This window comes from Leifsonia shinshuensis (assembly GCF_031456835.1).
In the GTDB taxonomy this organism is placed as follows: domain Bacteria; phylum Actinomycetota; class Actinomycetes; order Actinomycetales; family Microbacteriaceae; genus Leifsonia; species Leifsonia shinshuensis_C.
The window spans coordinates 3454042-3477674 of record NZ_JAVDVK010000001.1; the positions used below are offsets into that span (position 1 = coordinate 3454042).

The 23633-nt window shown below is 70.4% G+C and carries 25 protein-coding genes; 15 read left to right on the plus strand and 10 right to left on the minus strand.

Annotated elements, in window-relative coordinates; all coding sequences use genetic code 11:
• Positions 1 to 22: 22 nt before the first annotated feature.
• Genes J2W45_RS16925 through J2W45_RS16940 form a run of 4 tightly spaced genes read left to right on the plus strand, consistent with a single transcriptional unit; the run spans position 23 to position 4097 of the window.
• The gene (locus J2W45_RS16925; RefSeq protein WP_310135075.1) at positions 23 to 745 is read left to right on the plus strand and encodes a sugar phosphate isomerase/epimerase family protein; all 723 of its coding nucleotides are present in this window, start codon (positions 23 to 25) and stop codon (positions 743 to 745) included.
• Positions 742 to 1839, plus strand: coding sequence for a Gfo/Idh/MocA family protein (locus J2W45_RS16930; RefSeq protein WP_310134233.1), 1098 nt, complete (start codon positions 742 to 744; stop codon positions 1837 to 1839). Before J2W45_RS16925 ends, J2W45_RS16930 begins: the two co-directional genes overlap by 4 nt.
• Before the next feature lie 10 nt (positions 1840 to 1849).
• A complete protein-coding gene (locus J2W45_RS16935; protein WP_310134236.1) occupies positions 1850 to 3016 on the plus strand; it encodes a Gfo/Idh/MocA family protein in 1167 nt (388 codons plus the stop codon).
• A gap of 31 nt (positions 3017 to 3047) precedes the next feature.
• Positions 3048 to 4097 carry a sugar phosphate isomerase/epimerase family protein gene (locus tag J2W45_RS16940; RefSeq protein ID WP_310134238.1) on the plus strand — a complete coding sequence of 350 codons (1050 nt, stop codon included), beginning with the start codon at positions 3048 to 3050 and terminating at the stop codon, positions 4095 to 4097.
• Here J2W45_RS16940 and J2W45_RS16945 read toward each other — a convergent pair.
• On the minus strand, positions 4081 to 4713 hold the full coding sequence (locus tag J2W45_RS16945) for a DedA family protein (RefSeq protein WP_310134241.1): 633 nt from the start codon (positions 4711 to 4713) through the stop codon (positions 4081 to 4083). The two genes, J2W45_RS16940 and J2W45_RS16945, sit on opposite strands and share 17 nt — an antisense overlap.
• A 59-nt stretch (positions 4714 to 4772) precedes the next feature.
• Complete coding sequence (locus J2W45_RS16950; protein ID WP_310134244.1) at positions 4773 to 5324, minus strand: isochorismatase family protein; 552 nt, start codon at positions 5322 to 5324, stop codon at positions 4773 to 4775.
• A 66-nt stretch (positions 5325 to 5390) separates the two neighbouring features.
• On the opposite strand from J2W45_RS16950, the gene J2W45_RS16955 reads away from it, so the two are divergent.
• A complete protein-coding gene (locus J2W45_RS16955; protein WP_310134247.1) occupies positions 5391 to 5987 on the plus strand; it encodes a pentapeptide repeat-containing protein in 597 nt (198 codons plus the stop codon).
• 9 nt (positions 5988 to 5996) lie between these two features.
• Here J2W45_RS16955 and J2W45_RS16960 read toward each other — a convergent pair whose 3' ends face one another.
• Complete coding sequence (locus tag J2W45_RS16960) at positions 5997 to 6668, minus strand: ABC transporter ATP-binding protein (RefSeq protein WP_310134250.1); 672 nt, start codon at positions 6666 to 6668, stop codon at positions 5997 to 5999.
• A gap of 27 nt (positions 6669 to 6695) precedes the next feature.
• Entirely contained in the window at positions 6696 to 8240 is a 1545-nt protein-coding gene (locus J2W45_RS16965) for an ABC transporter permease (RefSeq protein ID WP_310134252.1), read from the minus strand.
• A gap of 172 nt (positions 8241 to 8412) precedes the next feature.
• On the opposite strand from J2W45_RS16965, the gene J2W45_RS16970 reads away from it, so the two are divergent.
• The 6 genes from J2W45_RS16970 to rplL all read left to right on the plus strand — a co-directional run bounded on the left by J2W45_RS16970 (position 8413) and on the right by rplL (position 14129).
• Complete coding sequence (locus tag J2W45_RS16970; protein WP_310134254.1) at positions 8413 to 9630, plus strand: NAD(P)/FAD-dependent oxidoreductase; 1218 nt, start codon at positions 8413 to 8415, stop codon at positions 9628 to 9630.
• The gene (locus J2W45_RS16975; RefSeq protein WP_310134256.1) at positions 9627 to 10520 is read left to right on the plus strand and encodes an RNA polymerase sigma-70 factor; all 894 of its coding nucleotides are present in this window, start codon (positions 9627 to 9629) and stop codon (positions 10518 to 10520) included. The genes J2W45_RS16970 and J2W45_RS16975 overlap by 4 nt, the downstream gene beginning before the upstream one ends.
• Positions 10521 to 10603: 83 nt before the next feature.
• Positions 10604 to 11359: a response regulator transcription factor gene (locus J2W45_RS16980; RefSeq protein ID WP_310135077.1), complete on the plus strand. Its 756-nt coding sequence runs from the start codon at positions 10604 to 10606 to the stop codon at positions 11357 to 11359.
• Positions 11356 to 12927, plus strand: a complete 1572-nt coding sequence (locus J2W45_RS16985; protein WP_310134258.1) for a sensor histidine kinase — start codon at positions 11356 to 11358, stop codon at positions 12925 to 12927. The genes J2W45_RS16980 and J2W45_RS16985 overlap by 4 nt, the downstream gene beginning before the upstream one ends.
• 243 nt (positions 12928 to 13170) lie before the next feature.
• Complete coding sequence (gene rplJ, locus J2W45_RS16990) at positions 13171 to 13686, plus strand: 50S ribosomal protein L10 (protein ID WP_310134259.1); 516 nt, start codon at positions 13171 to 13173, stop codon at positions 13684 to 13686.
• Between the two features lie 53 nt (positions 13687 to 13739).
• Positions 13740 to 14129: a 50S ribosomal protein L7/L12 gene (gene rplL, locus J2W45_RS16995; protein ID WP_064110997.1), complete on the plus strand. Its 390-nt coding sequence runs from the start codon at positions 13740 to 13742 to the stop codon at positions 14127 to 14129.
• Between the two features lie 420 nt (positions 14130 to 14549).
• On the opposite strand, the gene J2W45_RS17000 is transcribed toward rplL, so the two are convergent.
• On the minus strand, positions 14550 to 15425 hold the full coding sequence (locus J2W45_RS17000) for a sigma-70 family RNA polymerase sigma factor (protein WP_310134261.1): 876 nt from the start codon (positions 15423 to 15425) through the stop codon (positions 14550 to 14552).
• 80 nt (positions 15426 to 15505) lie between these two features.
• Between J2W45_RS17000 and J2W45_RS17005 the strand changes: the two genes are divergently transcribed.
• The 4 genes from J2W45_RS17005 (at position 15506) to J2W45_RS17020 (ending at position 18771) form a co-directional block, all read left to right on the plus strand.
• Positions 15506 to 16321, plus strand: coding sequence for an SDR family oxidoreductase (locus tag J2W45_RS17005; protein ID WP_310134263.1), 816 nt, complete (start codon positions 15506 to 15508; stop codon positions 16319 to 16321).
• Complete coding sequence (locus tag J2W45_RS17010; RefSeq protein ID WP_310134265.1) at positions 16305 to 16952, plus strand: class I SAM-dependent methyltransferase; 648 nt, start codon at positions 16305 to 16307, stop codon at positions 16950 to 16952. Before J2W45_RS17005 ends, J2W45_RS17010 begins: the two co-directional genes overlap by 17 nt.
• A gap of 61 nt (positions 16953 to 17013) precedes the next feature.
• A complete protein-coding gene (locus J2W45_RS17015; RefSeq protein ID WP_310134267.1) occupies positions 17014 to 17478 on the plus strand; it encodes a MarR family winged helix-turn-helix transcriptional regulator in 465 nt (154 codons plus the stop codon).
• Positions 17479 to 17532: 54 nt separating this feature from the next.
• Positions 17533 to 18771: an MFS transporter gene (locus tag J2W45_RS17020; RefSeq protein WP_310134271.1), complete on the plus strand. Its 1239-nt coding sequence runs from the start codon at positions 17533 to 17535 to the stop codon at positions 18769 to 18771.
• Between the two features lie 195 nt (positions 18772 to 18966).
• On the opposite strand, the gene J2W45_RS17025 is transcribed toward J2W45_RS17020, so the two are convergent.
• From J2W45_RS17025 to J2W45_RS17045, 5 genes are all read right to left on the minus strand, one after another.
• A complete protein-coding gene (locus J2W45_RS17025) occupies positions 18967 to 19974 on the minus strand; it encodes a LacI family DNA-binding transcriptional regulator (RefSeq protein ID WP_310134273.1) in 1008 nt (335 codons plus the stop codon).
• A gap of 13 nt (positions 19975 to 19987) precedes the next feature.
• Positions 19988 to 20230: a hypothetical protein gene (locus tag J2W45_RS17030; protein WP_310134275.1), complete on the minus strand. Its 243-nt coding sequence runs from the start codon at positions 20228 to 20230 to the stop codon at positions 19988 to 19990.
• Between the two features lie 4 nt (positions 20231 to 20234).
• Positions 20235 to 21149: a carbohydrate ABC transporter permease gene (locus tag J2W45_RS17035; protein WP_310134277.1), complete on the minus strand. Its 915-nt coding sequence runs from the start codon at positions 21147 to 21149 to the stop codon at positions 20235 to 20237.
• Positions 21149 to 22189 carry a carbohydrate ABC transporter permease gene (locus tag J2W45_RS17040; protein WP_310134279.1) on the minus strand — a complete coding sequence of 347 codons (1041 nt, stop codon included), beginning with the start codon at positions 22187 to 22189 and terminating at the stop codon, positions 21149 to 21151. The genes J2W45_RS17035 and J2W45_RS17040 overlap by 1 nt, the downstream gene beginning before the upstream one ends.
• 85 nt (positions 22190 to 22274) lie before the next feature.
• Positions 22275 to 23558: an ABC transporter substrate-binding protein gene (locus tag J2W45_RS17045; RefSeq protein WP_310134280.1), complete on the minus strand. Its 1284-nt coding sequence runs from the start codon at positions 23556 to 23558 to the stop codon at positions 22275 to 22277.
• Positions 23559 to 23633 lie beyond the last annotated feature (75 nt).

Sequence of the window (23633 nt, forward strand, 5' to 3'; positions counted from 1 at the left end):
AGTGTCGACGTCAAAAGTCTCCGTGCAGCTGTACACGGTCCGCGAACTCCTGACCGAAGACACGGTCGGAACCCTGAAGCGCATCGCCGACATCGGGTTCACCCAGGTGGAGCCGTTCGCCTTCCTCGACTTCGGTGACGCGCTTCGCGACGGCCTGGCCGAGGCTGGTCTCTCCGCGCCGACCACGCACCAGGGCTTCATCGGGGGCGACCTCGACCGGGTGTTCGAGTCGGCGAAGGCCCTCGGCATCCAGACGGTCATCGACCCGTTCGTCGCTCCCGACAAGTGGCAGAGCGCCGACGACGTCGCGAAGACGGCGGAGCAGCTCAACGCCGCCGCCGAGGTCGCCGCCAGGTACGGCATCCGCGTGGGGTACCACAACCACGATCACGAGATCTCCAGCACCATCGACGGCGTCACGGCGCTCGAGTTCTTCGCCGGCCGGCTCGCGCCCGAGGTCGTCCTCGAGGTCGACACGTACTGGGTCGCCGTGGGCGGCGCGGACCCGGTGTCCTTCCTGCCGAAGCTGGGCGACCGCGTGGTCGCGCTGCACATCAAGGACGGCCCCGGCACGCACGAGACGAAGGACCAGGTCGCCGTCGGCCAGGGCTCGCTGCCGATCGAGCAGATCATCGCCGCGGCCCCTGAGGCGCTCCGCGTGATCGAACTCGACGACTCGCGCGGCGACCGCTTCCAGGCCGTCGCCGACAGCTTCGCCTTCCTCACCTCGAAGGGCCTCGCGTGAGCGCCGGGCGCGTCGGAGTCGGCGTCATCGGCGCCGGTGTCATCAGCAACGAGTACCTCGGCAACCTCACTTCGTTCCCCGACCTCGACGTGCGGTTCGTCGCCGACATCGACCTCGAGCGCGCACAGGCGCAGGCCGAGAAGTACGGCGTCCCCGGGTCCGGGACGGTCGAGGAGCTGCTCGCCGACGACGCCATCGAGATCGTCGTCAACCTGACCATTCCGAAGGTGCATGTCGACGTCGCCCTGCAGGCGCTCGCCGCGGGCAAGAACGTCTGGAGCGAGAAGCCGTTCGCCCTCGACCGCGCGAGCGGACGCGAACTGCTTGAGGCGGGCCACGCCAAGGGCCTCCGGGTCGCGACCGCGCCCGACACGTTCCTCGGTTCCGGCATCCAGTCCGCCCGGCGACTGATCGAGCACGGCGACATCGGAGCGCCGCTCACCGCGCTCACGCTCATGCAGAGCCCGGGGCCGGAGTCGTGGCACCCGAACCCCGACTTCCTGTTCCAGGAGGGCGCGGGGCCGCTGTTCGACATCGGCCCGTACTACCTGACCGCGCTCGTGCAGCTCTTCGGACCGGTCGCACGGGTCAGCGCCGTCGCGTCGAAGGCGCGGGAGAGCCGCATCATCGGATCGGGTCCGCGCGCCGGCGAGGAGTTCGCCGTCACGGTCCCGACCCACGTCAGCGCCCTGTACGAGTTCGAGAGCGGGCAGACGGCGCAGGCCGTGTTCAGCTTCGATTCGAAGCTCGGCCGCACCCAGTTCGAGGTCGCGGGGATCGACGGCACGGTCGTCGTTCCCGACCCGAACACCTTCGAAGGCGAGCTGCTGGTGCACGACGCCGACGGCGTGAACACGGTTCCGTCGACCGGAACCACCGCCACGCGTGGCATCGGTGTGGTGGAGCTCGCCCGGGCCATCCGGGCCGGCGTGCCCGAGCGGGCGTCCGGCGAGCAGGCGTACCACGTGCTCGACATCATGGTGTCGACCATCGAGGCGGGGGAGTCGCGGACGCCGGTCGAGGTGGAGAGCACCGTCGAGGTCGCTCCCGCCCTGCCGGAGGACTGGGACCCGCGCGCGGCGACCCTGGCGTGAGGCTGACGGTATGAGCGAGGGTACGGACGGGAACGAGCCGACCGCCATGGCGACGGCGGCGACGAACGGCGGGCTGACCCGCCGGGACGGAACCGCGGCGGGCGCGAACCTCCGCGTCGCGATCGTGGGTGGCGGCTTCATGGCGGAGGTGCACTCCCGCGCCGCCCGCGCCGCACGGGCCGACGTGGCGGGCATCGTCTCCTCCACGCCGGAGCGTTCGGTGGCGGCGGCGGAACGGCTCGGAATCGGCCGGGCGTACTCCTCGCTCGAGGAGGTGCTGTCCGACGACACCATCGACCTGGTGCACGTCACCACGCCCAACGCCCTGCACGCGGAGCAGGCCGCCGCCGTGCTCGCCGCGGGCAAGGATGTGGTGTGCGAGAAGCCGCTGGCGACGACGGTCGCCGACGCCGAAGGCCTCGTGGCCGCGGCGGAGGGACGCACGGCCACGGTGCCCTTCGTGTACCGCTTCCACCCGATGGTGCGTGAAGCGCGCTCGCGGTTCGCCTCCGGTGAGGCTGGCCGCGTGCTCAGCATCAACGCGTCCTACCTCCAGGACTGGCTGCTCGGCGAGAGCGATGACAACTGGCGGGTGGATGCGCGCCAGGGCGGTCGCTCCCGGGCGTTCGCCGACATCGGGTCGCACCTCGTCGACCTGGTCGAGTTCGTCAGCGGCGACCGCGTCAGCCGGGTGTCCGCGACGAAGCGCACGGTGTTCGCCGAGCGGGCCTCGCACAGCGGGATCACCACGGAGGACGCGGTCGCCGTCGTGGTCGAGACGCACTCCGGCGCACTCGGCACCCTGCTGGTGTCGCAGGTCGCGCCGGGCCGTAAGAACCGGCTCTGGCTCGAGATCGCCGGAAGCGCCGAGAGCGTCGCCTTCGACCAGGAGCAGCCGGAGACGCTGTGGATCGGCCGGCGGAAGGGCAGCCTGATCGTGCCGCGCGACGCCGACCAGCTCAGCGAGGACGCGGCGCGCCTGTGCGTGGTCCCGTCCGGGCACCCGCAGGGATACCAGGACGCGTTCAACGCGTTCGTGGCGGACACGTACGCCGCCGTCGCGGGCGAGAGCCCCGACGGCCTCCCGCGCTTCGCCGACGGCCTGCGGGCCGTGCGGGTCACCGACGCGGTGATCGACTCGGCCGAGTCGGGCGCCTGGGTCGACATCGCACAGTAGACACGAGAACGACAACGAGGGGAACGAACCCATGACGGACGAGACACGTGAAGCCCCCGCGACGGAGTCGGGGCGGACGCACCCGGTCACCCTGTTCACCGGGCAGTGGGCCGACCTCACGCTGGAGGAGGTCGCGAAGTACGCCTCCGAGTGGGGCTACGACGGCCTCGAGATCGCCTGCTCCGGCGAGCACCTCGACGTCTGGCGCGCCGCGGAGGACGACGCCTACCTGCAGGAGCGCCTCGATCTGCTCGATCGGTACGGGCTGAAGGTGTGGGCCATCTCCAACCACCTCAAGGGTCAGGCCGTCTGCGACGACCCGATCGACTTCCGCCACCAGGCGATCGTCGGCTCCAAGGTGTGGGGCGACGGCGACCCCGAGGGCGTCCGCCAGCGCGCGGCCGAGGAGCTCAAGCTGACCGCCAAGGTCGCCCGCAAGCTGGGCGTGGACACGGTCGTCGGCTTCACCGGCTCCAGCATCTGGCCCTACGTCGCCCAGTTCCCGCCCGTCCCGGCCGAGGTGTTCGACCGCGGCTACCAGGACTTCGCCGACCGCTGGAACCCCATCCTCGACGTGTTCGACGGCGAGGGCGTGCGGTTCGCGCACGAAGTGCACCCGTCCGAGATCGCCTACGACTACTGGACCAGCGTGCGGACGCTCGAGGCGATCGACCACCGCGAGGCGTTCGGCTTCAACTGGGACCCCAGCCACATGATGTGGCAGGACATCGACCCCGTGGGCTTCATCGTCGACTTCCAGGACCGCATCTACCACGTGGACTGCAAGGACACGCGTCTGCGGCCGAAGAACGGCCGGGCCGGGGTGCTCGGTTCGCACCTCCCGTGGGGCGACCCGCGCCGCGGCTGGGACTTCGTCTCCACCGGGCACGGCGACGTGCCGTGGGAGGACGCGTTCCGGGCGCTCGAGTCCATCGGCTACACCGGTCCGATCTCCATCGAGTGGGAGGACGCCGGGATGGACCGCCTCCACGGCGCGAAGGAGGCGGTGGGCTACATCCGCTCCCTGCTGTGGAAGCAGCCGACAGCGTCGTTCGACGCGGCCTTCAGCAACCAGGACTGACGCGGCGGCGCGCCCGGCGATCGAGCAGCCAGGCGCGCACGCCCGCGACGATCGAGGCCAGGATGACCACCCCGGCGACCACGTAGGCGAGCGGGCGCACGCTCGGGTTCACGGCGGCGAAGTACCCGATCACGGTGATCAGCACGCCCCAGCTGAGTGCTCCGACGATGTTCGCGGTGAGGAAGCGCCAGTACCGCATCGCGCTGATGCCGGCGATCGGAGGGATGAAGACGCGTCCCCACGGGATGTACCTGCTGATGACCACCGACCACCAGCCGAAGAGCTCGTAGAAGCGCTCCGCCCGGCGCACGCCCGCCTGCACCCAGCGCCCGCCGCGGCGGGTCAGGTACGGACGGCCGAACCGGCGGCCGAGCCAGAAGCCGACCTGGTCGCCGAGCACCGCGGCCACCCCGACGCCGATGGCGAGCACCCAGATGGACAGCTCCGGGTTCGTCCCGGTGAGGATGCCCGCGCCGAACAGCAGCGAGTCACCGGTGATGAACGGGATGAACACCCCGACGAACAGCGCCGTCCCGGCGAAGACCAGCCCCCAGACGGCCAGGTAGAACACCAACGGCCCCACATCGCCGAAGAAGTTCGCGAGGTCGTTGGCCATGCTCCGAGGGTACCGGGCGAGCCCGGACCCGAACCGGGAGCGGGTGACGATGGCGGCGCTCAGCCGAAGGCGACCTCCGCCGCGTCCACCACCTCGGCGGTCCGGCCGGGAGCGCGGTGGTTCGACCAGTACAGATTCGTGTGGGCGATCACCAGCTCGGGAGGCGGCGCACCCCAGGGCGAGAGGTCCTCGGTCGTGTGCGCGTCGCCCACCAGGGTGACGTCGTAACCGCGGACGACCGCGCCGTGGATCGTCCCGCGGATGCATTCGTCGGTCTGCGAGCCCGTCACGACGATCCGTCCGACGCCCGCATCCGCCAGCACCGCCTCCAGGGTCGTGTCCTCGAACGCGTCCGCGTACTGCTTGGGCACGAGCGGCTCGTCGTCGGCGCGACGCAGCTCCGCGACGTACTCCCAGGCCTCGCTGCCGTAGGGCAGGTTCTCGTCCGAGTGCTGGATCCACACCACCGGCACGGACTCCTCGCGCGCCCGATCCACCAGGCCGCGGATCCTCTCCACGATCTCGTCCCGCCGGTACGCCTCGCCGATCACCCCGTTCTGCACGTCGATCACCAGCAGCGCCGTCGCGTTCCGCCCGTCGAGAGTCGTCATCGTGCCCCCTTCTGTGGGCAGGATGCTACTCCGCGCGGCATCCCGGGCACAGGCTAGGCTCGCCCCGTGACCAGCGCGGGCGAGACCATCACAGGCGAGGACTGGTACGGGCGCGACCTCGACGGCGTCGAGTTCACCGGGATGGTGTTCGACAACGTGGACATGACCGAGCTCCGGAGCACCGGCGCCACGTTCACCGAGTGCGTGTTCCGCACCGTTCGCTTCAACGTCAGCGAGCACGACGAGTCGGCGTTCGTGAACTGCCGGTTCGAGTCGTGCAACTTCTTCGACAGCACGTTCCGCCGGTGCAAGCTGACCGGGAGCACCTTCCACCACTGCGAGTTCCCGCTGCTGAAGGTGGAGGGCGGCAACTGGTCGTTCGTCAGCCTGCGCCGCGCGGAACTGCGCGGGGCGACCTTCGAGGGCGTCCGGCTGCGCGAGGCCGACCTCTCGGAGGCCCGCTGCCAGGAGGCGCGGTTCGAGGGATGCGACCTCAGTGCCGCGCTCATCACCGGCGCCGACCTGACCGCCGCCAGCATCGCGGGAAGCGATGTGACCGGCGTCGACCCGTCGGACGTCGTGCTGCGCGGGACCGTGATCGACGAACGCCAGGCCGTCGTGCTCGCCGAGGCGCTCGGGATGGTGGTCGTCCCCCTCGGCTGAGCCGGTGGCTCAGGCCACCTCGTCGACCCGCCCGTGCTTGATGTGCAGCCGGCGCTGAGCCCGCTTGGCCACGGCAGAGTCGTGCGTGACGATCACCACGGTCAGGCCGCGATCGCGCCACAGCCCCTCCAGCAGGTCCATGATCTCGTCGCGGGTCTCCTCGTCCAGGTTGCCGGTGGGCTCGTCGGCGAGGAGCACCTCCGGGTTCTTGACCAGGGCGCGCGCGATGGCGACGCGCTGCTGCTGGCCGCCGGACAGCTCCGACGGCAGGTGGTTGCCGCGGTCCGCGAGCCCTACCGAGGCCAGCGCCTCCGCCGCGCGGCGTTTGCGCTCGGCGCCGCTCACCTTCAGCGGCGCGAGCGCCGTCTCCACGTTCTCCTGCGCGGTCAGGGTGGGGATCAGGTTGAAGCCCTGGAAGACGAAGCCGATCTCCTTCGCCCGGATCTTCGCCAGCCTGCCGTCCCGCTGCTTCGAGAGGCTGTCGGCGCCGAGCTGCACGGAGCCGGCGGTGGGCCGGTCGAGCGCTCCCAGCATCTGCAGCAGCGTCGACTTGCCGCCGCCGGTCGGGCCCTGGATGGCGACGAGCTGGCCGTCCGGGATCTCCAGGCTCACGTCGTCGAGGGCGACGACCTGGCGCTTGGACTGGCTGTACTTCTTCGTGACGTCGGTGAGGGTGTACATCGTGACTCCTTGGGGTCGAAGGGGCGGTCAGGCGACCGAGCGCAGGGCGGCGGCGGGGCGGAGGCGGGAGGCACGCCAGCCGCCGATCGCGCCGGCGAGCAGGCCGCCGAGCACCGCGAGGGCGACCGCTCCGACGATGACCCAGAGGGTCACGGGTGCGTGGAGGGCGATGTTCGCGGAGGTGGTGGCCGCCTCGCGCGCCGCTCCGAAGGCGCCGCCGAAGCCGCGTTCCGCTGCTCCGCTCGTCCCGGTCCCGCCCGTCCCGGCCCCGCCCGCGCCGCCGAATCCGGTGCGCGCCGCGTTCGTGGTGCCGCGGGCGACGCTGCCGGTGAGGGTGGGCGAGATGACGTTGACGATGAGCACGCCGAGGAGGCCGATGGCCACGCCGATCACCCCTCCGATGACGCCCTGCACCACTGACTCGCCGGCCACCTGGCCGACGATGCGGCCGTTGGACCACCCGATCGCCTTCAGCGTGCCGAACTCGCGGGTGCGCCGGGTGACGCCCGAGATCGTGAACAGGATGGCGATCAGGAACGCCGCCGCGAGCACGATGACCGAGAGCCAGGTTCCGAGGTTCGCGATGAGCTCCCCGGCGCTGCCGAGTGAGCCGGAGACCGTGGACGCGAGGTCGGCCTGGGTGCTCACGGTCGCGCCGGAGACCGCCTTGCTGATGTCGGTCTTGATCTGGTCGATGTCGCCCGAGGATGCCGCCTTCACGTAGACGGACGAGATCTTGCCGGTCTGCCCGGAGAGGGTCTGGGCGACATCCAGCGGGATGTAGGCGTTGGCCGCGGTGGTGGCGTCGGAGCCCGTGGCCGCGACGATCCCGATCACGGAGAAGTCCGTCCCGCCGATCGTGACGGTGTCGCCGACGGCTTTGCTCGCCGTCTTGGCGTAGCTCGCGTCGAGCACCACCACATCCTTGCCCGCGTCGGCCGCGGTGAAGCTGCGCCCGCCGGTCAGCGTGACCGAGGCGAGCGGTCCGACGGACTTGCCGGCCGGGTCCAGACCGAGCACGGAGAACGAGTCGACGGTGAACGAGCTGCCGCCGGCGCCGTCCGCGCCCCCCGTGGGCGGCGCGGTGGGGGCGGCCGCCTGACCGCTCTCCCGCTCCTGCCGCAGCTGCTGGAAGTTCGGCAGCGTGCCGCTGAAGCTCGTGTTGGTCAGCGACAGCACCGACGCCGCGGACGCGACGTTCTTGACGCCCTTCACCGTGGTCAGCGTGGACGCGTCCATCACGGTCGCGCCGCGCGTCGTCTGCAGCCGCGAGGTGTTGACCTGCCGGGCCGTGCCCGTGTCGGTCCCCGCCTGCGCGCCGAAGTCGAATCGCGGTCCGCCGCCCTGGCCCTGCTCGGCGGTGGCGTTCTGCGTGGTGGCCGGCTGGCTGACCGTGATGTCCGTGCCGACGCCGTAGACGGACTGCAGCACGCTCTCCTGCGCCTGCCGGACGCCGGCGGACACGGCGTTGACGATGATGACCAGGGCGATCGCGAGGGCCATCCCGATCGCGATGATGATCGTCTGCTTGCGGCGGTTGAGCAGCTCGCGCCGCAGGTAGGTCCCGAACATTGGCTTCCAAACTGTGCTGTCGGATGAACTTCTTGCGGGAGGTTAAGGACCGGCGTTTTCGGCGCGCTATGGCGAAGCTATGCATCCGCCGAGTGCCGATCTTCCTGTGCGATGTCACATCCTCCGGCCCTCCTGTGTCCTATGGCTGAAGCACATGAGAAGGAGGAATCCCATGCAGCAGCAGGCCCAGGTCGTGGTTATCGGAGGCGGGTACGCGGGTGTCGCCGCGGCCAACCGGCTCAGCGGGCACCCCGGCGTGTCCGTGACCCTGGTGAACTCACGACCGGTGTTCGTCGAGCGCATCCGGCTCCACCAGCTGGCGGCGGGCACCGACGACGCCCTCGTGGAGTTCGGAAAGGTTCTGGCGCCGTCGGTCCGCCTCGTCGTCGACGTCGTCGAGCGCATCGACGCACCGGCCCGGCGGCTGGAGCTCGCCTCCGGGGACCGGCTCGGCTACGACCACCTCGTCTACGCCGCGGGCAGTGTCCGTGCGCCGGCCGGCGTTCCGGGCGCCGCCGAGCACACCCTCGCGATCGCGCAGCTCGGCGACGCGGACCGGCTGCGGGAGGAGCTCGCCGCGCTCGCCCCCACGGCCCCCATCGCCGTCGTGGGCGGCGGTCCGCTCGGCATCGAGGTCGCCTCGGAGCTCGCCGAGCAGGGCCGCTCCGTCACGCTGTACTGCGGCGGACCGCTCGGGCCGTCGCTGCATCCGCGAGGCCGGCGATCGGTCGCCCGGCGCCTGGACGCACTGGGCGTCGCCGTCGTGGACGGCCCCGCGTCGCGGGTGGCGGCGGTCGAGCGGGATGCGGTCGTCCTGGCGGACGGAAGCACACGCTCCACCGCGCTCACCATCTGGGCTGCCGGTTTCGTGGCACCCGACCTCGCCCGGCTCAGCGGGCTCACCACCGATGCCGCCGGCCGCCTCCTCACCGATGAGACGCTGACCAGCATCGACGACGACCGCATCGTCGCGGCGGGCGACTCCGCCGCACCGTCCGGGCTCCCGCTGCGGATGAGCTGCCAGGCCGCCGAACCGCTCGGCGGCCACGCGGCCGACACGGTGCTCCGCCGGGTCGACGGACGGCAGCCCGAGCCGTTCGTGATGGCGTTCGTCGGACTCTGCATCAGCCTCGGCCGCCGTCACGGGATCTTCCAGTTCGAGCACAGGAACGACACGGCGACCCGGGCGCACATCGGCGGGCGCGCCGGCGCGGCGGTCAAGGAGCTGGTGTGCCGGGGAACCGTGCAGCAGCTCGTCCTCGAGGCACGGCATCCGGGAGCGACCCGGCTCCCCGCCGCCTTCGGCGACCGGGAGCGCCGCCGTATGCTCGCTGTGGACGCGTCGGACGCCGTCGGCGCAGGCGCGAATCGCGGACGGGAGGGTGCATGAACTCGCATCGGTCGGACACGGCGACATCGCTGTTCGTGGCGCACCGGAACCTCCTCTTCACGGTCGCGTACGAGATGCTCGGCTCGGCGGCGGACGCGGAGGACGTGCTGCAGGAGACCTGGCTCCGGTGGAGCGCCGTCGACCAGGCGGAGGTGCGGGAGCCCCGGGCCTATCTCGTGCGGATCGCGACGCGGCTCGCACTGAACCGCCTGCGGAGCGCCCAGCGGCGCCGCGAGGCGTACGTGGGTCCGTGGCTGCCGGAACCGCTGCTCACCTCGCCCGATGTCGCGGACGACGCCGAGCTCGCGGAGAGCGTCTCGATGGCGCTCATGGTGGTGCTGGAGACGCTCGGGCCGACCGAGCGCGCGGTGTTCGTGATGCGCGAGATCTTCGGCTTCGAGTTCGACGAGATCGCGGCGACAGTCGAGAAGTCGCCCGCGACCGTCCGGCAGATCGCCCACCGTGCGCGGCAGCACGTGGAGGCGCGACGCCCGCGCGTCAGCGTCACGGCGGATGAGGCGCGGGCGGCGCTGGACGCCTTCCGCGTCGCCGTCGAGACCGGCGATGTGCAGGCGATCCTCGACGTGCTCGCCCCCGACGTGGTGCTGATCAGCGACGGCGGCGGCCTCAAGCAGGCCGCGCTCCGGCCGGTCATCGGCGCCGACAAGGTGACGCGCTTCATCGCCGGCGGGATCCGCAAGGCTCCGGACTTCGCGATCGAGCCGGCGGTCGTCAACGGCAACCCGGCCCTGGCCCTCCACGTGTCGGGCGAGTTCGACGGGGTGCTGACGGCGCGGGTCCAGGACGGGCGGATCACCGAGCTCTACATCGTCCGCAACCCGCAGAAGCTCTCGTGGCTCGGGGAGGAGCTGCCGCTGTCCCTTCGCTGAGGTCGGGCCGGGGCGCGCTCAGACAGTTCATAGGTTGTGCAAAGACCGCATCCATCGCCCTCCTCATAATGAGAAAGGTGACCATGAACACTCGCGCCGCCTCCGGCCCCTCCAGCCAGTCCCGTAGCCTGCTGCGCCGTGCGGACGGCAGCGCCATCCGGGTCCTCGTCGTCGACGACGAGGCGACCCTCACCGATCTGCTCGCCATGGCCCTCCACTACGAGGACTGGGAGGTCAAGACCGCCTCCACCGGACAGCAGGCGCTTCAGCTCTCGCGCGAGTTCAAGCCGGACGTCGTGGTGCTCGACATCATGCTCCCCGACATCGACGGGATGCAGGTGCTCTCCCGGATGCGCGCGGACGGCAACGAGGCGCCGGTGCTCTTCCTCACCGCGAAAGACTCCCTCGACGACCGGATCGCCGGTCTCACCGCGGGCGGGGACGACTACGTCACCAAGCCGTTCAGCCTGGAGGAGCTGGTCGCCCGCCTGCGCGGGCTGCTGCGCCGCTCCCGGGCCGCGGTCGCGGACCACGAGGACCCGGTGCTGATCGTCGGCGACCTGGTGCTCGACGAGGACAGCTACGAGGTGCACCGCGACGGTCAGCTCATCCAGCTCACCGCCACCGAGTTCGAGCTGCTCCGTTTCCTCATGCGCAACCCGCGCCGCGTGCTCAGCAAGGCGCAGATCCTCGACCGGGTGTGGAGCTACGACTTCGGCGGTTCGTCGAGCGTGGTGGAGCTCTACATCTCCTACCTCCGCAAGAAGATCGACGCGGGACGTGCCCCGATGATCCACACGGTCCGCGGCGCCGGCTACATGGTGAAGGCCGCGCAATGACCTCAGCCCGCGTCGCGGGCGCCCCGCGGGTCGCGGAACCGCACGGCGGTGCGACCCGCCGTTCTCCGCGCATCCGACCGTTCCGCTCGTGGACGCTGCGGAGCCGCGTCGTGCTCGTCGTCGTGGCGATGCTCGCCGTGCTCGGCGCCGTGATCGGGACGGTCAGCGTCTTCGCGCTGCAGAACTACCTGATGCAGCGATTGGATGGGCAGCTCACCTCCGCGCTCGAGCGCGGCCAGCACGCCGCCGACCGCATCAACGCGGGCGGTCCCACCGTGCCCGAGGCTGCCGGCGTCGTGCAGACGCCCGGACAGCCGACGGGAACGCTCGGGGCGGTGCGGAGTGCGGAGGGCGGCCTGCTGTTCCCGCCCGTCATCCTGGCGGACCGGCCGACCTCCCAGACGAACCAGCCGCTCGCTCCCAAGCCGGTCACCATCGATGGTCTCGCGCTGCTGAGCGTCCCCGCCGACCAGCATCCGCGGACGGTCGACCTCGGCGAGACCCTCGGCTCGTACCGCGTGGCCGCGGCGCAGCTGTCCAACGGCGACAGCGTGATCATCGGCCTCCCGCTCAGCGATGTGAACGCGACAGTCGCGCGGCTCGCCCTGGTGATCGCGCTGGTCACGCTGGCCGGACTCGTGTTCGCGTTCCTCATCGCCAACTTTGTGGTCCGGCTCGCCATGCGCCCGCTGGAGCGGGTCGCGGGCACGGCCGAGCAGGTCGCGTCGCTGCCACTCGATCGCGGCGATGTCGCGCTCTCCGTCCGCGTCCCCGACGCCGACACCGACCAGCACACCGAAGTGGGAAAGGTCGGCTTCGCCCTCAACCGGATGCTCGGCCACATCGCCTCGGCGCTGACCGCGCGGCAGGCCAGCGAGCAGAAGGTGCGCCAGTTCGTCGCCGACGCGAGCCACGAGTTGCGCACGCCCCTCGCCTCGATCCGCGGCTACGCGGAACTGACCAGGCGCGCTCCGCACGAGCTCCCGCCCGATGTGACGCGATCGCTCGGCCGCATCGAGTCCGAGGCGACCCGCATGACGTCGCTCGTCGAGGACCTGCTCCTGCTCGCCCGGCTCGACGAGGGCCGCGAGCTCGACCGCGACCCGGTGGATGTGACCCTACTGCTGGTGGATGCGCTGAGCGACGCGCACGCCGCCGGGCCCGACCACGAGTGGGTCCTCGATCTGCCCGAGGAGCCGGTCGAGGTGATCGGCGACGCGCCCCGGCTGCACCAGGTGCTGATGAACCTCCTGGCGAATGCGCGCGTCCACACCCCGGAGGGCACCACCGTGACGGCCGGCCTCCGCGCCGACACCGAAGCGGGGACCGCCGTCATCACGGTCGCCGATGACGGACCGGGCATCCCGGAAGCCCTGCAGACGACGCTCTTCGAGCGCTTCGCCCGCGGGGACGGCTCCCGCAACCGCGCCACCGGTTCGACCGGTCTGGGTCTGGCGATCGTGCAGGCCGTCGTTCAGGCGCACGGGGGAGAGGTGACCGTCGCGAGCGAACCGGGCCGTACCGTGTTCACCGTCACGCTGCCGCTCGCTCCTGTGCCCGTGGGCTGAGCCGATTTGCGTGCGGGGCCGACCATCCCGTACTCTTGTCGGAGCCAAAGACCGCTGGTCGTCGTGCGTGCACGACCGAAGATCCACTCAGGTGGGCGCCCGCGCAGGTGTGTGAAGCAAGTTCCGCAGTCCTCTGCGTCGCCAGCTCCGTGCCCTTGCGCCGGAGCTTTTTTCTTTGCCCAGCGGCCTCTGGCGGGCACATCGCTCCCGCGATGTGCGACGAAGATGATTGAGGAGTAGGCCATGGCGAACAAGGAAGCCACGGTTGCCGAGCTCGAAGGACTGTTCGAGAGCTCGACCGCCGTTCTGCTGACCGAGTACCGCGGTCTCACTGTTGCTCAGCTCAAGACGCTGCGCAAGTCCATCAGTGAGCACGCGACCTACGCCGTGGTGAAGAACACGCTGACCAAGATCGCGGCCAACAACGCGGGCATTTCGTCGTTCGACGACGAGCTCGCGGGGCCGTCCGCGATCGCCTTCGTGCACGGTGACCCTGTCGCCGTCGCGAAGTCGCTGCGTGACTTCGCCAAGGCAAACCCTCTGCTGGTGGTCAAGGGCGGTTACTTCGACGGTAACGCCCTGACCGCAGAAGAGGTAGGCAAGCTCGCCGACCTCGAGTCCCGTGAGGTTCTGCTGGCCAAGCTGGCCGGCGCCTTCAAGGCCTCGCTGTTCGGAGCCGCATATCTGTTCAACGCACCGCTCTCGAAGGCCGTTCGCACGGTCGACGCGCTGCGTGAGAAGCAGGAGTCCGCTGCCTGAGTCCGCAAGGACCAGGCCAGCGGTGAGTAACCACACACACTAAGGAGAGAACAATGGCAAAGCTGTCGACTGACGAGCTGCTCGACGCGTTCAAGGAGCTCACGCTCATCGAGCTGAGCGAGTTCGTGAAGAAGTTCGAGGAGACCTTCGAGGTCACCGCCGCCGCCCCCGTCGCCGTGGCCGCCCCGGCCGCCGGTGGTGCGGGCGCCGCTGCCGAAGAGGTCGAGGAGAAGGACTCCTTCGACGTCGTCCTCGAGGCCGCCGGTGACAAGAAGATCCAGGTCATCAAGGAGGTGCGCGCCCTCACCAGCCTCGGCCTCGGTGAGGCGAAGGCCCTCGTCGACGGCGCACCGAGCACCGTGCTCGAGGGCGCCAACAAGGAGACCGCCGACAAGGCGAAGGCCCAGCTCGAAGAGGCTGGCGCCACCGTCACCCTCAAGTAATCAGCGCCCCATCGGGGCTCTTCTTACTGACGGCTGACCGTCGCTGCGTGACGCGGACTCCCCCTTTATAGAGAGTGTCCGCGTTGCGGAGGGCGTCGCCCCCGTAACGGGGCGACGCCCTCCGTGCGTTAAGCGGCGCACGGACGCGGATGCTCACCCATCCCCGCGTCCGATCGCGCCCGCCAGCGTGCATCGGTGTGCAAGGACGCACTACCGGAAGAAGAACCACGATGAATACCAGTTCGTGGCGTGCATACGCCTCGCGCCTGCGTGACTTCGGTCACGCGATGCTCCACGGTGAGGACCGCGACAGCGGTTGTCACCCGCCGGATCTGTGCCGCAGGACCCTGCTCTACGACAGGTACCTGCGGTAACACCTCTCTGAAGCGCCCTCGGCCACCGGCCGGGGGCGCTTCGTCGTCAATGGAGTCCCAGCGCGCCCGCGATGTCGAGTCGCGCCAGACGTGCAGGGTCCGCCAGCACGTCGAGCCGGACGATGCGGTCACCGGCGATCTCGAACGCCATCACCGAGACGACCCGGCCGCCGATCACCGCCGCGACGCCCGGCCGCCCTCCCAGGAGGACCGGTGTCGAGTGCGCGGCGAGCCGGGCGGCGATGACCGCTTGAGCGGCGATCTCCTGAGCGCCGGCAAGGTGCTGCCGGCTCGTGCCGTAGTCCGCGTCGAGGACTGCGTCGTCGTCGAGAAGGTCCAGGAGGCGGCGCACATCCCCCTGCTGAGCCGCAGCGAGCCAGGCGTCGACGAGTGGACGCGCGCGCCGCACGTCGCTCCGGCCCCCGTCCGGAGAGCCGTGCAGCCGGCGGCGCGCGCGGGAGGCCAGCTGCCGTGCGGCCTGCGGGGAGCGATCCAGCGCGGCCGCCACCTCGTCGAACGGACGGCCGAAGACGTCGTGCAGGACGAACGCGATGCGTTCGGCGGGGCTGAGCTGGTCGAGCACGACCAGCAGCGCCGCGGCGATGCGATCGCCGGCCTCCGCCTCCGCCGCGGGGTCGCCGCGGCCCGATATCGGCTCCTCCGACCAGGGGGCCGCTTCCCAGGACCGCTCGCGCGAACGCCGGGGCGATCGCAGCTGGTCGAGACACACCCGGGAGAGGACGGTGGTGAGCCAGGCGTCGATGTTCTCGATGAGCGCGGTGTCGGCCCGGCTCAGCCGCAGCCAGGTCTCCTGCACGGCGTCCTCGGCCTCGGCGTGCGACGACAGCAGCCGCGCGGCCATGGCGGTGAGCCGGGGCCGCTCCTCCTCGAAGTGCTGCGCGAGCGCGCGTGCGTCGGTCATGTCACGTTCTCCGTCTCTCGATCGTCACCTTATCGACGGGTCGCAGACGGCCCGTGTGACACGTCGACAGGAGAACCGACATGGATGACATCGTCGTGGTGACCGGTGGGACCGGCAGGATCGGGCGCAGCGTGGTCCCTCTGCTCTGCGCTGCGGGGCGGGAGGTCCGCGTGCTGAGCCGGCATCCGGAGGCCGCATCCGCCACAGATCCGCGGATCACTCAGGTGGGCGCGGACACCGTCGAGGGGCGAGGGCTCGACCGGGCCTTCGCGGGAGCGCACACCGTGCTCCATTTGGCCGGAGGAGCGAGAGGCGACGACCGGGCGGCCCGCAATGTCGCGGAGGCGGCACGCCGCTCCGGGGTCGAGCACCTGCTCCTCATCTCCGTGGTCGGGGCAGCCCGGATGCCGATCGGCTATTTCCGGGCGAAGGCCGAGGCTGAGAGGGTGGTCGCCGCCTCGGGCGTCGGGTGGACCATCCTGGCGGTGTCCCAGCTTCACGAGTTCCTGCTGCCGATGATCCGCGGCCTGTCCCGGCTTCCGTTCACCCCGGCGCCGCGGGGTCTGCGGTTCGAGCCGGTGCATCGGGCGGAGGTCGCCGAGCGCCTCGCCGAGCTGACGTTGTCGGCGCCGGCCGGACGGGTCCCCGACCTCGCCGGGCCGGAGGTGCTCGACGTGCCCGAGCTGGTGCGCCGATACAGCGGACGGCGCAGGCGCGTGCTCCCCGTCCGGATCCCGGGTGCCGTCGGGCGCGCGTACCGGGCGGGCGACAACCTCGCGGGTGCCGCGGCGACGCGCGGCCGCCTCGGCTGGTCCGATTTCGTCCGGGAGCTCGCGGACGCCCCGGACGGCGGCGGTCTCACGCCCTACGATGATTCGCGTGACCGAGCCCGCTGATGTGACGGAGACGCGAGTCGCGTACGACACCGTCGCCGAGGACTACGCCGAGCTGCTGCGCGATCAGTTGGCGGGCAGTCCGTTCGACCGGGCGATGCTCGGGGTGTTCGCGGAAGAGGTCCGCGCGCTCGGCGGCGGCCTCGTCGGGGACCTGGGCTGCGGTCCCGGACGGATCGCCGGGCACCTCGCCGGCCTCGGGCTGGAGGTCGTGGGGGTCGACCTCTCGCCGGCGATGGTCGCGGTCGCGCGGCGTGAGCATCCCGGTCTGCGCTTCGAGGTCGGGTCGATGGCGGCGCTGCCGTTCGCGGACGGATCCCTCGCGGGCGCGCTGGCCTGGTACTCCGTCATCCACACCCCCGAGGAGCGACAGCCGGAGCTCTACGGCGAGTTCGCCCGGGCGGTGCGGCCGGGCGGGCTGCTGCTGCTCGCGTTCCAGGTGGGGGAGGACGTCGTGCACCTGACGCACGCGTACGGTCACGACATCGACCTGCGCACCCGCCGGCAGGACCCGGAACGGGTGCGGCAGCGGCTGCAGGAGGCGGGGTTCGAGACGGTCGCGGAGCTGATCCGCGAGCCCGTCGCGCCGGAGAAGTCGCCGCAGGGGTACGTGCTCGCCCGCCGCATCCGCTAGCCCGCGCTCTGGCGGCGGCCGCCGCTTGATAAACATAGGCAAGCTATATATAATTGTTCTCATGCCCGAGACCCCCGAACTCCACCAGATCCTCGGCGACCTCGTGGTCGCCGCGCACCGTCTCACCCGGCTCGCCGCCCGCGTCACCGGCAGCACCGAGTCGCCCGCCACGTGGCGCACGCTCAGCGTCCTCCAGACCAGCGGCCCCATGCGCCTCGGCGAGCTCGCCACGCAGAGCCGGGTCTCGCAGCCGACGATGACCAAGATCGTCCGCAACCTCGTCGACGCGGAGTGGGTCAAGCGCATCGCCGACACCGACGACGCGCGCGCCTGGCAGATCGCCGTGACCGACAAGGGGGCGCAGGCGCTGCAGGAGTGGCGCGACGAGCTGTCCGCCGCCCTCGTGCCGATGTTCTCCGACCTCAGCGACGACGAGCTCGCGGCCATGCGGTCCACCGTGCAGATCATCGGGTCGCGCGTCGACCTCTCGAACGCCGCCTCGGCCGCTCTGGCCGGCAGCCGCTGACCCGCACGATCCTCCTCCCACCACCTCACGACCCCAAGGAGTCGACACACCTCCATGTCGCATGAACGCCCCACCAGCATCCTGAAACAGCCCACCGCCGTCTGGGCCGTGGCCTTCGCCTCCGTCATCGCCTTCATGGGCATCGGTCTCGTCGACCCGATCCTGCCGGCGATCGCGAAGAGCCTGCAGGCGACGCCGACCGAGACGGAGATGCTCTTCACGAGCTACCTGCTGATCACGGGCATCGCGATGTTCTTCAGCAGCTGGATCTCCAGCCGCATCGGCGCCAAGAAGACGCTGCTGATCGGCCTGGCGCTGATCGTGGTCTTCGCGCTCGCCGCCGGGCTCTCGCAGAACGTCGAGTCGATCATCGGGTTCCGCGCCGGATGGGGCCTCGGCAACGCGCTCTTCATCTCCACCGCGCTCGCGACCATCGTCGGTGCCGCCTCGGGCGGAACCAGCTCGGCGATCATCCTCTACGAGGCGGCCCTGGGACTGGGCATCGCGATCGGCCCTCTGCTCGGCGGCCTGCTCGGCAGCTGGAGCTGGCGCGGTCCGTTCTTCGGAACGGCCACGCTGATGGCGATCGGCTTCATCGCCATCGTCTCGCTGCTCAAGAAGAACCCCGAGAAGCCGGAGCCGACCCGCCTGTCCGCGCCGTTCCGTGCGCTCGGACGCCCGGCGCTCGGGTTCCTCGCCGCGGCCGCCCTGTTCTACAACATCGGCTTCTTCGTGCTGCTGGCGTACACGCCGTTCGCGCTCGTGCCGCTGGGCGTCGAGGACGCCATCTCGCTCGGCCTGATCTTCTTCGGCTGGGGCGTCGCCCTCGCGATCACGTCGGTGTGGGTCGCACCGCTGCTCACCGCGCGTCTCCCGCGCACTCGGGTGCTGTGGCTGGTGATGCCGCTGCTCGCGCTCGACCTGCTCGCCGCCGGCCTGTTCGTGCGGTCGCTCGTCGCCCTGATCGTCTGCGTCGTCGTCGGCGGCCTGCTGCTCGGCATCCTGAACACGGTGCTCACCGAGTGCGTCATGGAGGCCACGGACCTGCCGCGGTCGGTCGCGTCGAGCGCGTACTCGGGCGTGCGCTTCCTCGGTGGGGCCATCGCGCCGCCCGCGGCGACCCTGCTCGCCGACACCGTGAGCCCGGCCATGCCGTTCTACGCCGGAGGGATCTCGGTGCTCGTCGCCGCCGCGCTGATCATGATCGGCCACAAGCACCTGAAGCGTGTGGATGCGCCCCACGAGTCGGTGCAGCAGGAGGCGGAGGTCCTCGCCCTCGCCGACGCCGACTGACGACGCCTCCTGGCCGGGAACGATCCCACAGAAACGCGAAGAGCCGCCCTGACCTAGCCAGGGCGGCTCTTCCCGTCATCCGGGCCCCGAAAGCCCGACGGGCGACCCCATTGATCGGTCGTGCCTACCCGAAAGGCGCGCTCGACTGGATGATCGCGCTTCCATTGTCTCAGACGGCAGCGCGACCGGTCGCCATCAGCGCGGCGGTGCGGTCGACGAACGGACCACCAGGCTCACCGGGGAGCGCACCGACGTCGCCCGCGGCTCCGCGCCCGCCAGCTCGTCGAGCAGGATGCGCGCGGCCGTCGCGCCCTGCTCGAACGGATCCTGCGCCATCGTGGTGAGGCCGAAGCCCGCCGCGTAGTCGTGGTCGTCGATCCCGATCACGGACAGGTCCTCCGGCACGCGCAGGCCGCGGTCGCCGGCGGCGAGGATGGCGCCGAACGCCATCTCGTCGGAGCCCGCGAACACGGCGGTGGGCCGCGGGCCGGGCCGGTCCAGCAGCCGGTTCATCGCCGCGCGGCTCTCCGGCAGCGAGAACCCGCCCGGGATGACCCACTCGGGCCGCACCGGCAGGCCCGCGTCGCGCATCGCATCCTTGAAGCCGTGCAGGCGCCCGATCGGCACCTGGCTGTTGAGGCCCTCCTCGTCCTCGCCGCCGAGATGCGCGATGTCGGTGTGACCGAGGGCGATCAGGTGCGAGGTGGCGGTGTACGCGGTCGACGTCTCGTCGATGCCGACGCTGCGCAGTCCCTTCACCGGGCCGCCGACCACCATGGTGGGGTGACCGAGCGTCGAGAGCTGCTCGCGCTCCTCGGTGGTGAAGTCGAGGCACAGCGCGAGGAGCGCGTCCGTGCGCTTGCGCAGGATGCTGCGGTGGAAGACCCGCTCCCGGTCGCCGCGGTGGCCGCCGAGGTTGAACAGGATCATGTCGTAGCTCGCCGACCGGAGCTCCGCATCCACCCCCTCCAGCACCTGCGTGTAGAACCACCGGCTCACCGAGGGGACCACCACGCCCATCGCGAGCGTCCGTCCGCTGGCGAGCCCGGACGCGCTCGACGACGCGACGTAGCCGAGCTCGTCCGCGGCGCGGCGGACGGCCGCGCGGGTCTTGTCCGACACGTTCGGCAGGCCGCGCAGCGCGCGGGAGACGGTGGCCGTCGAGACCCCGGTCGCGCGCGCGACCTCCTCGATACCCGGCATCGGCGTGCTCCGCTCAGCTGTCCTGGGTCTCGCGCAGCCGCGCCTCCTCGGCCTCCTGCCGCCGCGCCAGGATGCGTCGGCGCAACTGCAGGAGGCCGATGAAGGCCAGCACGAGAACCAGCAGGGTCAGCGCCCACCCGAGCGCCGGCTCGCCGGTCAGCTCGCAGAAGACGGTGATCCCCAGGAACGCGACGGCGAAGAACCCGACGAAGCCGAGACCGACGTCGACCAGTTCCCGGGAGTCGCTGAACCGCATGAGATCAGCCCTTCACGCCACCGGCGGTCAGACCCGCGACGATCCGGCGCTGGAAGATCAGCACCAGGATGATCAGCGGGACCGTGACGATCGTCCCGGCCGCCATGACGGCGGTGTACGGCTCCTGGTGCGGCTGGCTGCCGGTGAAGGAGGCGATGGCCACGGTGACGGGCTGGGTCGCGTCGCTGGAGAGCTGGCTGGAGATCAGGAACTCGTTCCACGACGAGATGAACGCCAGGATGGCCGTGGTGAACACGGCGGGGGCCGCCAGCGGCAGGATCACCTTGCGGAAGGCCTGCGCCTGCGTGCAGCCGTCGATCCGGGCGGCCTCCTCGAGGTCCCACGGCATCTCCCGGAAGAACGAGTTCAGCGTGTACACCGTCAGCGGCAGTGCGAACGAGATCTCCGGGATGATCAGCGCCTGGTAGGTGCCCATCCAGCCGATGTTGGTGAACAGCTGGAACAGCGGCGTGATCAGCGCGACGCCCGGGAACATCGAAGCCGCCAGGATGATGCCGAGCACGACGCCCTTGAACTTGAAGTCCAGGCGGGCCAGCGCATAGGAGGCGAAGATGCCGACGACCAGCGAGATGGCCGTGACGCAGACGCCGATGAACAGCGAGTTCAGCAGCGCGCCCGGCAGGTTGTTGCCGAGCTTCGTCGAGAGGGCCGTCACGTAGTTGTCGAGCGTCACGTGGGTGAACCACGGGGTGTTGTCGCTCGTGTAGCCGACCTCGCGGAACGAGGTCACGACCATCCAGTAGAACGGCAGCAGGCACCAGATGACGATGACGATGGCCTGGATGCCCGTGCGGGCGCTCGCATTGCGGCGGCGCCGCTTCGAGCGGTTCTTGGTCTGGGTACGGGGGAGCGCGCCCGCCTCGGCGGTCGCTGCTGCCTGTCCGGCGACGGCGGTCATCACTTCGCCCCCTTCTGCTGAGTCTCCTGCGTTCGGACCACGTTCGTGCCGAGCAATCGGACGAAGATGAAGGCGACCAGGAAGATGATGATGAACGTGATGGTCGAGAGCGCCGCTGCGCTGTTGAAGCCCTGCCTGATCTGGTCGACGACCAGGATCGACAGGGTCGTGGTGGCATGGCCTGTTCCACCACCGCCTCCGGTGAGGATCTGCGGCAGGTCGTAGATGCGGAGCGCGTCGAGCACGCGGAACAGGATGGCGACCATCAGCGCGGGCTTGAGCAGCGGGAGCGTCACGCGCCAGAACCGCTGCAGGGTGCCGGCGCCGTCGACCTTCGCCGCCTCGTAGACATCCTCGGGGATCACCTGCAGGCCGGCGAGGATGAGCAGCGCCATGAACGGCGTCGTCTTCCAGGTGTCGGCGATGATGACCGCGAACCGGGAGGCCCACTCGTCGCTGGTCCAGAGGATGTGCGCGCCGATGACGGCGTTGGCGACACCCGCGACCGAGAAGATGAAGAACCACAGCTTGGCGGTGACGGCGGTCGGGATGGCCCACGGGATGAGGATCGCCGCGCGGACGAAGCCGCGGCCGCGGAACGCGCGGTTCATGATCAGCGCGAACCAGAGGCCCAGCAGCGTCTCGAGGACCACGGTCGTCACGGTGAAGAAGAAGGTGACGAAGACGGCGCTCCAGAAGCTGGAGCCCAGGTTGCCGGGCGGGCAGCTGATGGTGGTGCCGTTCGGGCCCATGCACTGCTGGAACAGCCAGTGCGCGTAGTTCTGGAAGCCCGCGAAACCGCCCTGCACGAACAGGCCGGTCGCCGGGTCGAGGCCGGCGTCCTTCTGGAAGGACATGACGATGGCGCTGACCACCGGGTAGCCGATGACGATGGCGAGGAGGACCAGCGTGGGGATGATGAGGTAGAACGCCCAGCGGCTCTGCTGTTGGCGGTTCTTCTTCACACCGGCGCGGACCGGCGGTGTTCCGTTGCGACCGGCCTTCGTGGATGAGGGGGCGACGACGTTCGACGTTGACATGTGTGCCTCCGGAGGAGTCTCAAGTAGGTGTGGGGCCGGGCGGCGGGAGTGGTTCCCGCCGCCCGGCGACCGTTTCAGGCTTCGATCAGCCTGCGGTTGCGGTCTGGATCGCCGAGGACATGTCCTTCAGCGCCTGGTCGACCGTCTTGTCGCCCTTCAGGGCTGCGTACGCGTTGTCCTGAACGGCCTTGGTGATCGCCGGGTAGAACGGCGAGACGGGACGCGGCACGGCGTTCTCGATCGACGTCTTCAGGGTGGACAGGTACGGCAGCTGGCTGTTCAGCGCGGCGTCGTCGTACAGCGACGCGACCACCGGAGCGAGCGAGCCCTGGGTCACGAAGAACTTCTGGGTCTCTTCGCTCTGCAGGAACTTCAGGAACTCGAACGCGGTCGCCTTGTGCTTCGAGTACACGCTGATCGCCGCGTTGTGGCCGCCCAGGCTGGAGACGCCCGGCTTGTCCGCGGAGACGCCCGGAAGCGGCGCGATCCCGAAGGTGTCCTTGACCGTCGACGAGCCGTCGGTCTTGGCCAGGTTGTACACGTACGGCCAGTTGCGCAGGAACATCAGCTTGCCGGCCTCGAACGCCTGCCGGCCCTGCTCCTCCTGGTAGGTGATCGCCTCGGCCGGGATCTGCCCGTTCTTGAAGCCGTCCACCAGGCGGCCGAGGCCCTCCTTCGCCTCGCTGCTGTCGACGGTGACCTTCTTGCCGTCCTCACCGACGATCGTGCCGCCGTTGGTGTTGATCGCCTCGGCGACGTTCACGGTCAGGCCCTCGTACTGAGCGAACTGACCGGCGTAGCAGCCGATGCCCTTCGCCTTGGCGATGTCGCAGTCCTTGAGCATGTCGTCCCACGTCTTCGGCGGGGTCGGGACCAGGTCCTTGCGGTAGTACAGGATGCCGCCGTCCGAGGTCTGCGGCGCCGCGTACTGCGTGCCGTTGTAGGTGCCCGACTTGACGGTCGGGGCCAGCAGGGACGAGTTGTCCATCTTGAACGTGCCGGTCAGCGGCTGGAGCCAGCCCTTGGCCGCGAACTCGCCGGTCCACACCACGTCGACGTCGACGACGTCGTAGTTGGGGTCCTTGGCCTGGAAGTGCTGCACGAGGTCGTCGTGCTGCTGGTCGGCCTGGTCGGTCTGCTCCTTGAACGTGACCTTCTCGTTCGGGTGAGCCTTGTTCCACTTCTCGATCAGCGGCCGGACGACGTTGGAGTTGTCCTTGCCCTGCACGTAGGTGATCGGGCCCTTGCTGTCGGTGTTGGCGCCGGCGTCGCCGCCGCCGCTTCCCGAACCGCCGCCACCGGTGCATCCGGCCAGTGTCAGACCCACCAGGGCCACACCGGCGATCACGGAGAGACGTGCTGCTTTCATTTCACTCCTCGTTGAGCTCTTGGTGCTGGGCGCGGGTGCGCCCGGCCTCACCGTACCCCGACCCTCCAGCGACAT

What these genes read in the sequence shown, in the direction of transcription:
- J2W45_RS16960 (WP_310134250.1), bottom strand. Translation starts at nt 6,668, where the DNA reads ATGTACACCCTCACCGACGTCACGAAGAAGTACAGCCAGTCCAAGCGC.
- J2W45_RS17030 (WP_310134275.1), bottom strand. Translation starts at nt 20,230, where the DNA reads ATGCGGTTCAGCGACTCCCGGGAACTGGTCGACGTCGGTCTCGGCTTC.
- J2W45_RS17040 (WP_310134279.1), bottom strand. Translation starts at nt 22,189, where the DNA reads ATGTCAACGTCGAACGTCGTCGCCCCCTCATCCACGAAGGCCGGTCGC.
- J2W45_RS17035 (WP_310134277.1), bottom strand. Translation starts at nt 21,149, where the DNA reads ATGACCGCCGTCGCCGGACAGGCAGCAGCGACCGCCGAGGCGGGCGCG.
- J2W45_RS17015 (WP_310134267.1), top strand. Translation starts at nt 17,014, where the DNA reads ATGCCCGAGACCCCCGAACTCCACCAGATCCTCGGCGACCTCGTGGTC.
- J2W45_RS17045 (WP_310134280.1), bottom strand. Translation starts at nt 23,558, where the DNA reads ATGAAAGCAGCACGTCTCTCCGTGATCGCCGGTGTGGCCCTGGTGGGT.
- J2W45_RS16965 (WP_310134252.1), bottom strand. Translation starts at nt 8,240, where the DNA reads ATGTTCGGGACCTACCTGCGGCGCGAGCTGCTCAACCGCCGCAAGCAG.
- J2W45_RS17000 (WP_310134261.1), bottom strand. Translation starts at nt 15,425, where the DNA reads ATGACCGACGCACGCGCGCTCGCGCAGCACTTCGAGGAGGAGCGGCCC.
- J2W45_RS17005 (WP_310134263.1), top strand. Translation starts at nt 15,506, where the DNA reads ATGGATGACATCGTCGTGGTGACCGGTGGGACCGGCAGGATCGGGCGC.
- J2W45_RS16980 (WP_310135077.1), top strand. Translation starts at nt 10,604, where the DNA reads ATGAACACTCGCGCCGCCTCCGGCCCCTCCAGCCAGTCCCGTAGCCTG.
- J2W45_RS16945 (WP_310134241.1), bottom strand. Translation starts at nt 4,713, where the DNA reads ATGGCCAACGACCTCGCGAACTTCTTCGGCGATGTGGGGCCGTTGGTG.
- J2W45_RS17025 (WP_310134273.1), bottom strand. Translation starts at nt 19,974, where the DNA reads ATGCCGGGTATCGAGGAGGTCGCGCGCGCGACCGGGGTCTCGACGGCC.
- J2W45_RS16985 (WP_310134258.1), top strand. Translation starts at nt 11,356, where the DNA reads ATGACCTCAGCCCGCGTCGCGGGCGCCCCGCGGGTCGCGGAACCGCAC.
- J2W45_RS16940 (WP_310134238.1), top strand. Translation starts at nt 3,048, where the DNA reads ATGACGGACGAGACACGTGAAGCCCCCGCGACGGAGTCGGGGCGGACG.
- rplL (WP_064110997.1), top strand. Translation starts at nt 13,740, where the DNA reads ATGGCAAAGCTGTCGACTGACGAGCTGCTCGACGCGTTCAAGGAGCTC.
- rplJ (WP_310134259.1), top strand. Translation starts at nt 13,171, where the DNA reads ATGGCGAACAAGGAAGCCACGGTTGCCGAGCTCGAAGGACTGTTCGAG.
- J2W45_RS16935 (WP_310134236.1), top strand. Translation starts at nt 1,850, where the DNA reads ATGAGCGAGGGTACGGACGGGAACGAGCCGACCGCCATGGCGACGGCG.
- J2W45_RS16970 (WP_310134254.1), top strand. Translation starts at nt 8,413, where the DNA reads ATGCAGCAGCAGGCCCAGGTCGTGGTTATCGGAGGCGGGTACGCGGGT.
- J2W45_RS16975 (WP_310134256.1), top strand. Translation starts at nt 9,627, where the DNA reads ATGAACTCGCATCGGTCGGACACGGCGACATCGCTGTTCGTGGCGCAC.
- J2W45_RS16950 (WP_310134244.1), bottom strand. Translation starts at nt 5,324, where the DNA reads ATGACGACTCTCGACGGGCGGAACGCGACGGCGCTGCTGGTGATCGAC.
- J2W45_RS17020 (WP_310134271.1), top strand. Translation starts at nt 17,533, where the DNA reads ATGTCGCATGAACGCCCCACCAGCATCCTGAAACAGCCCACCGCCGTC.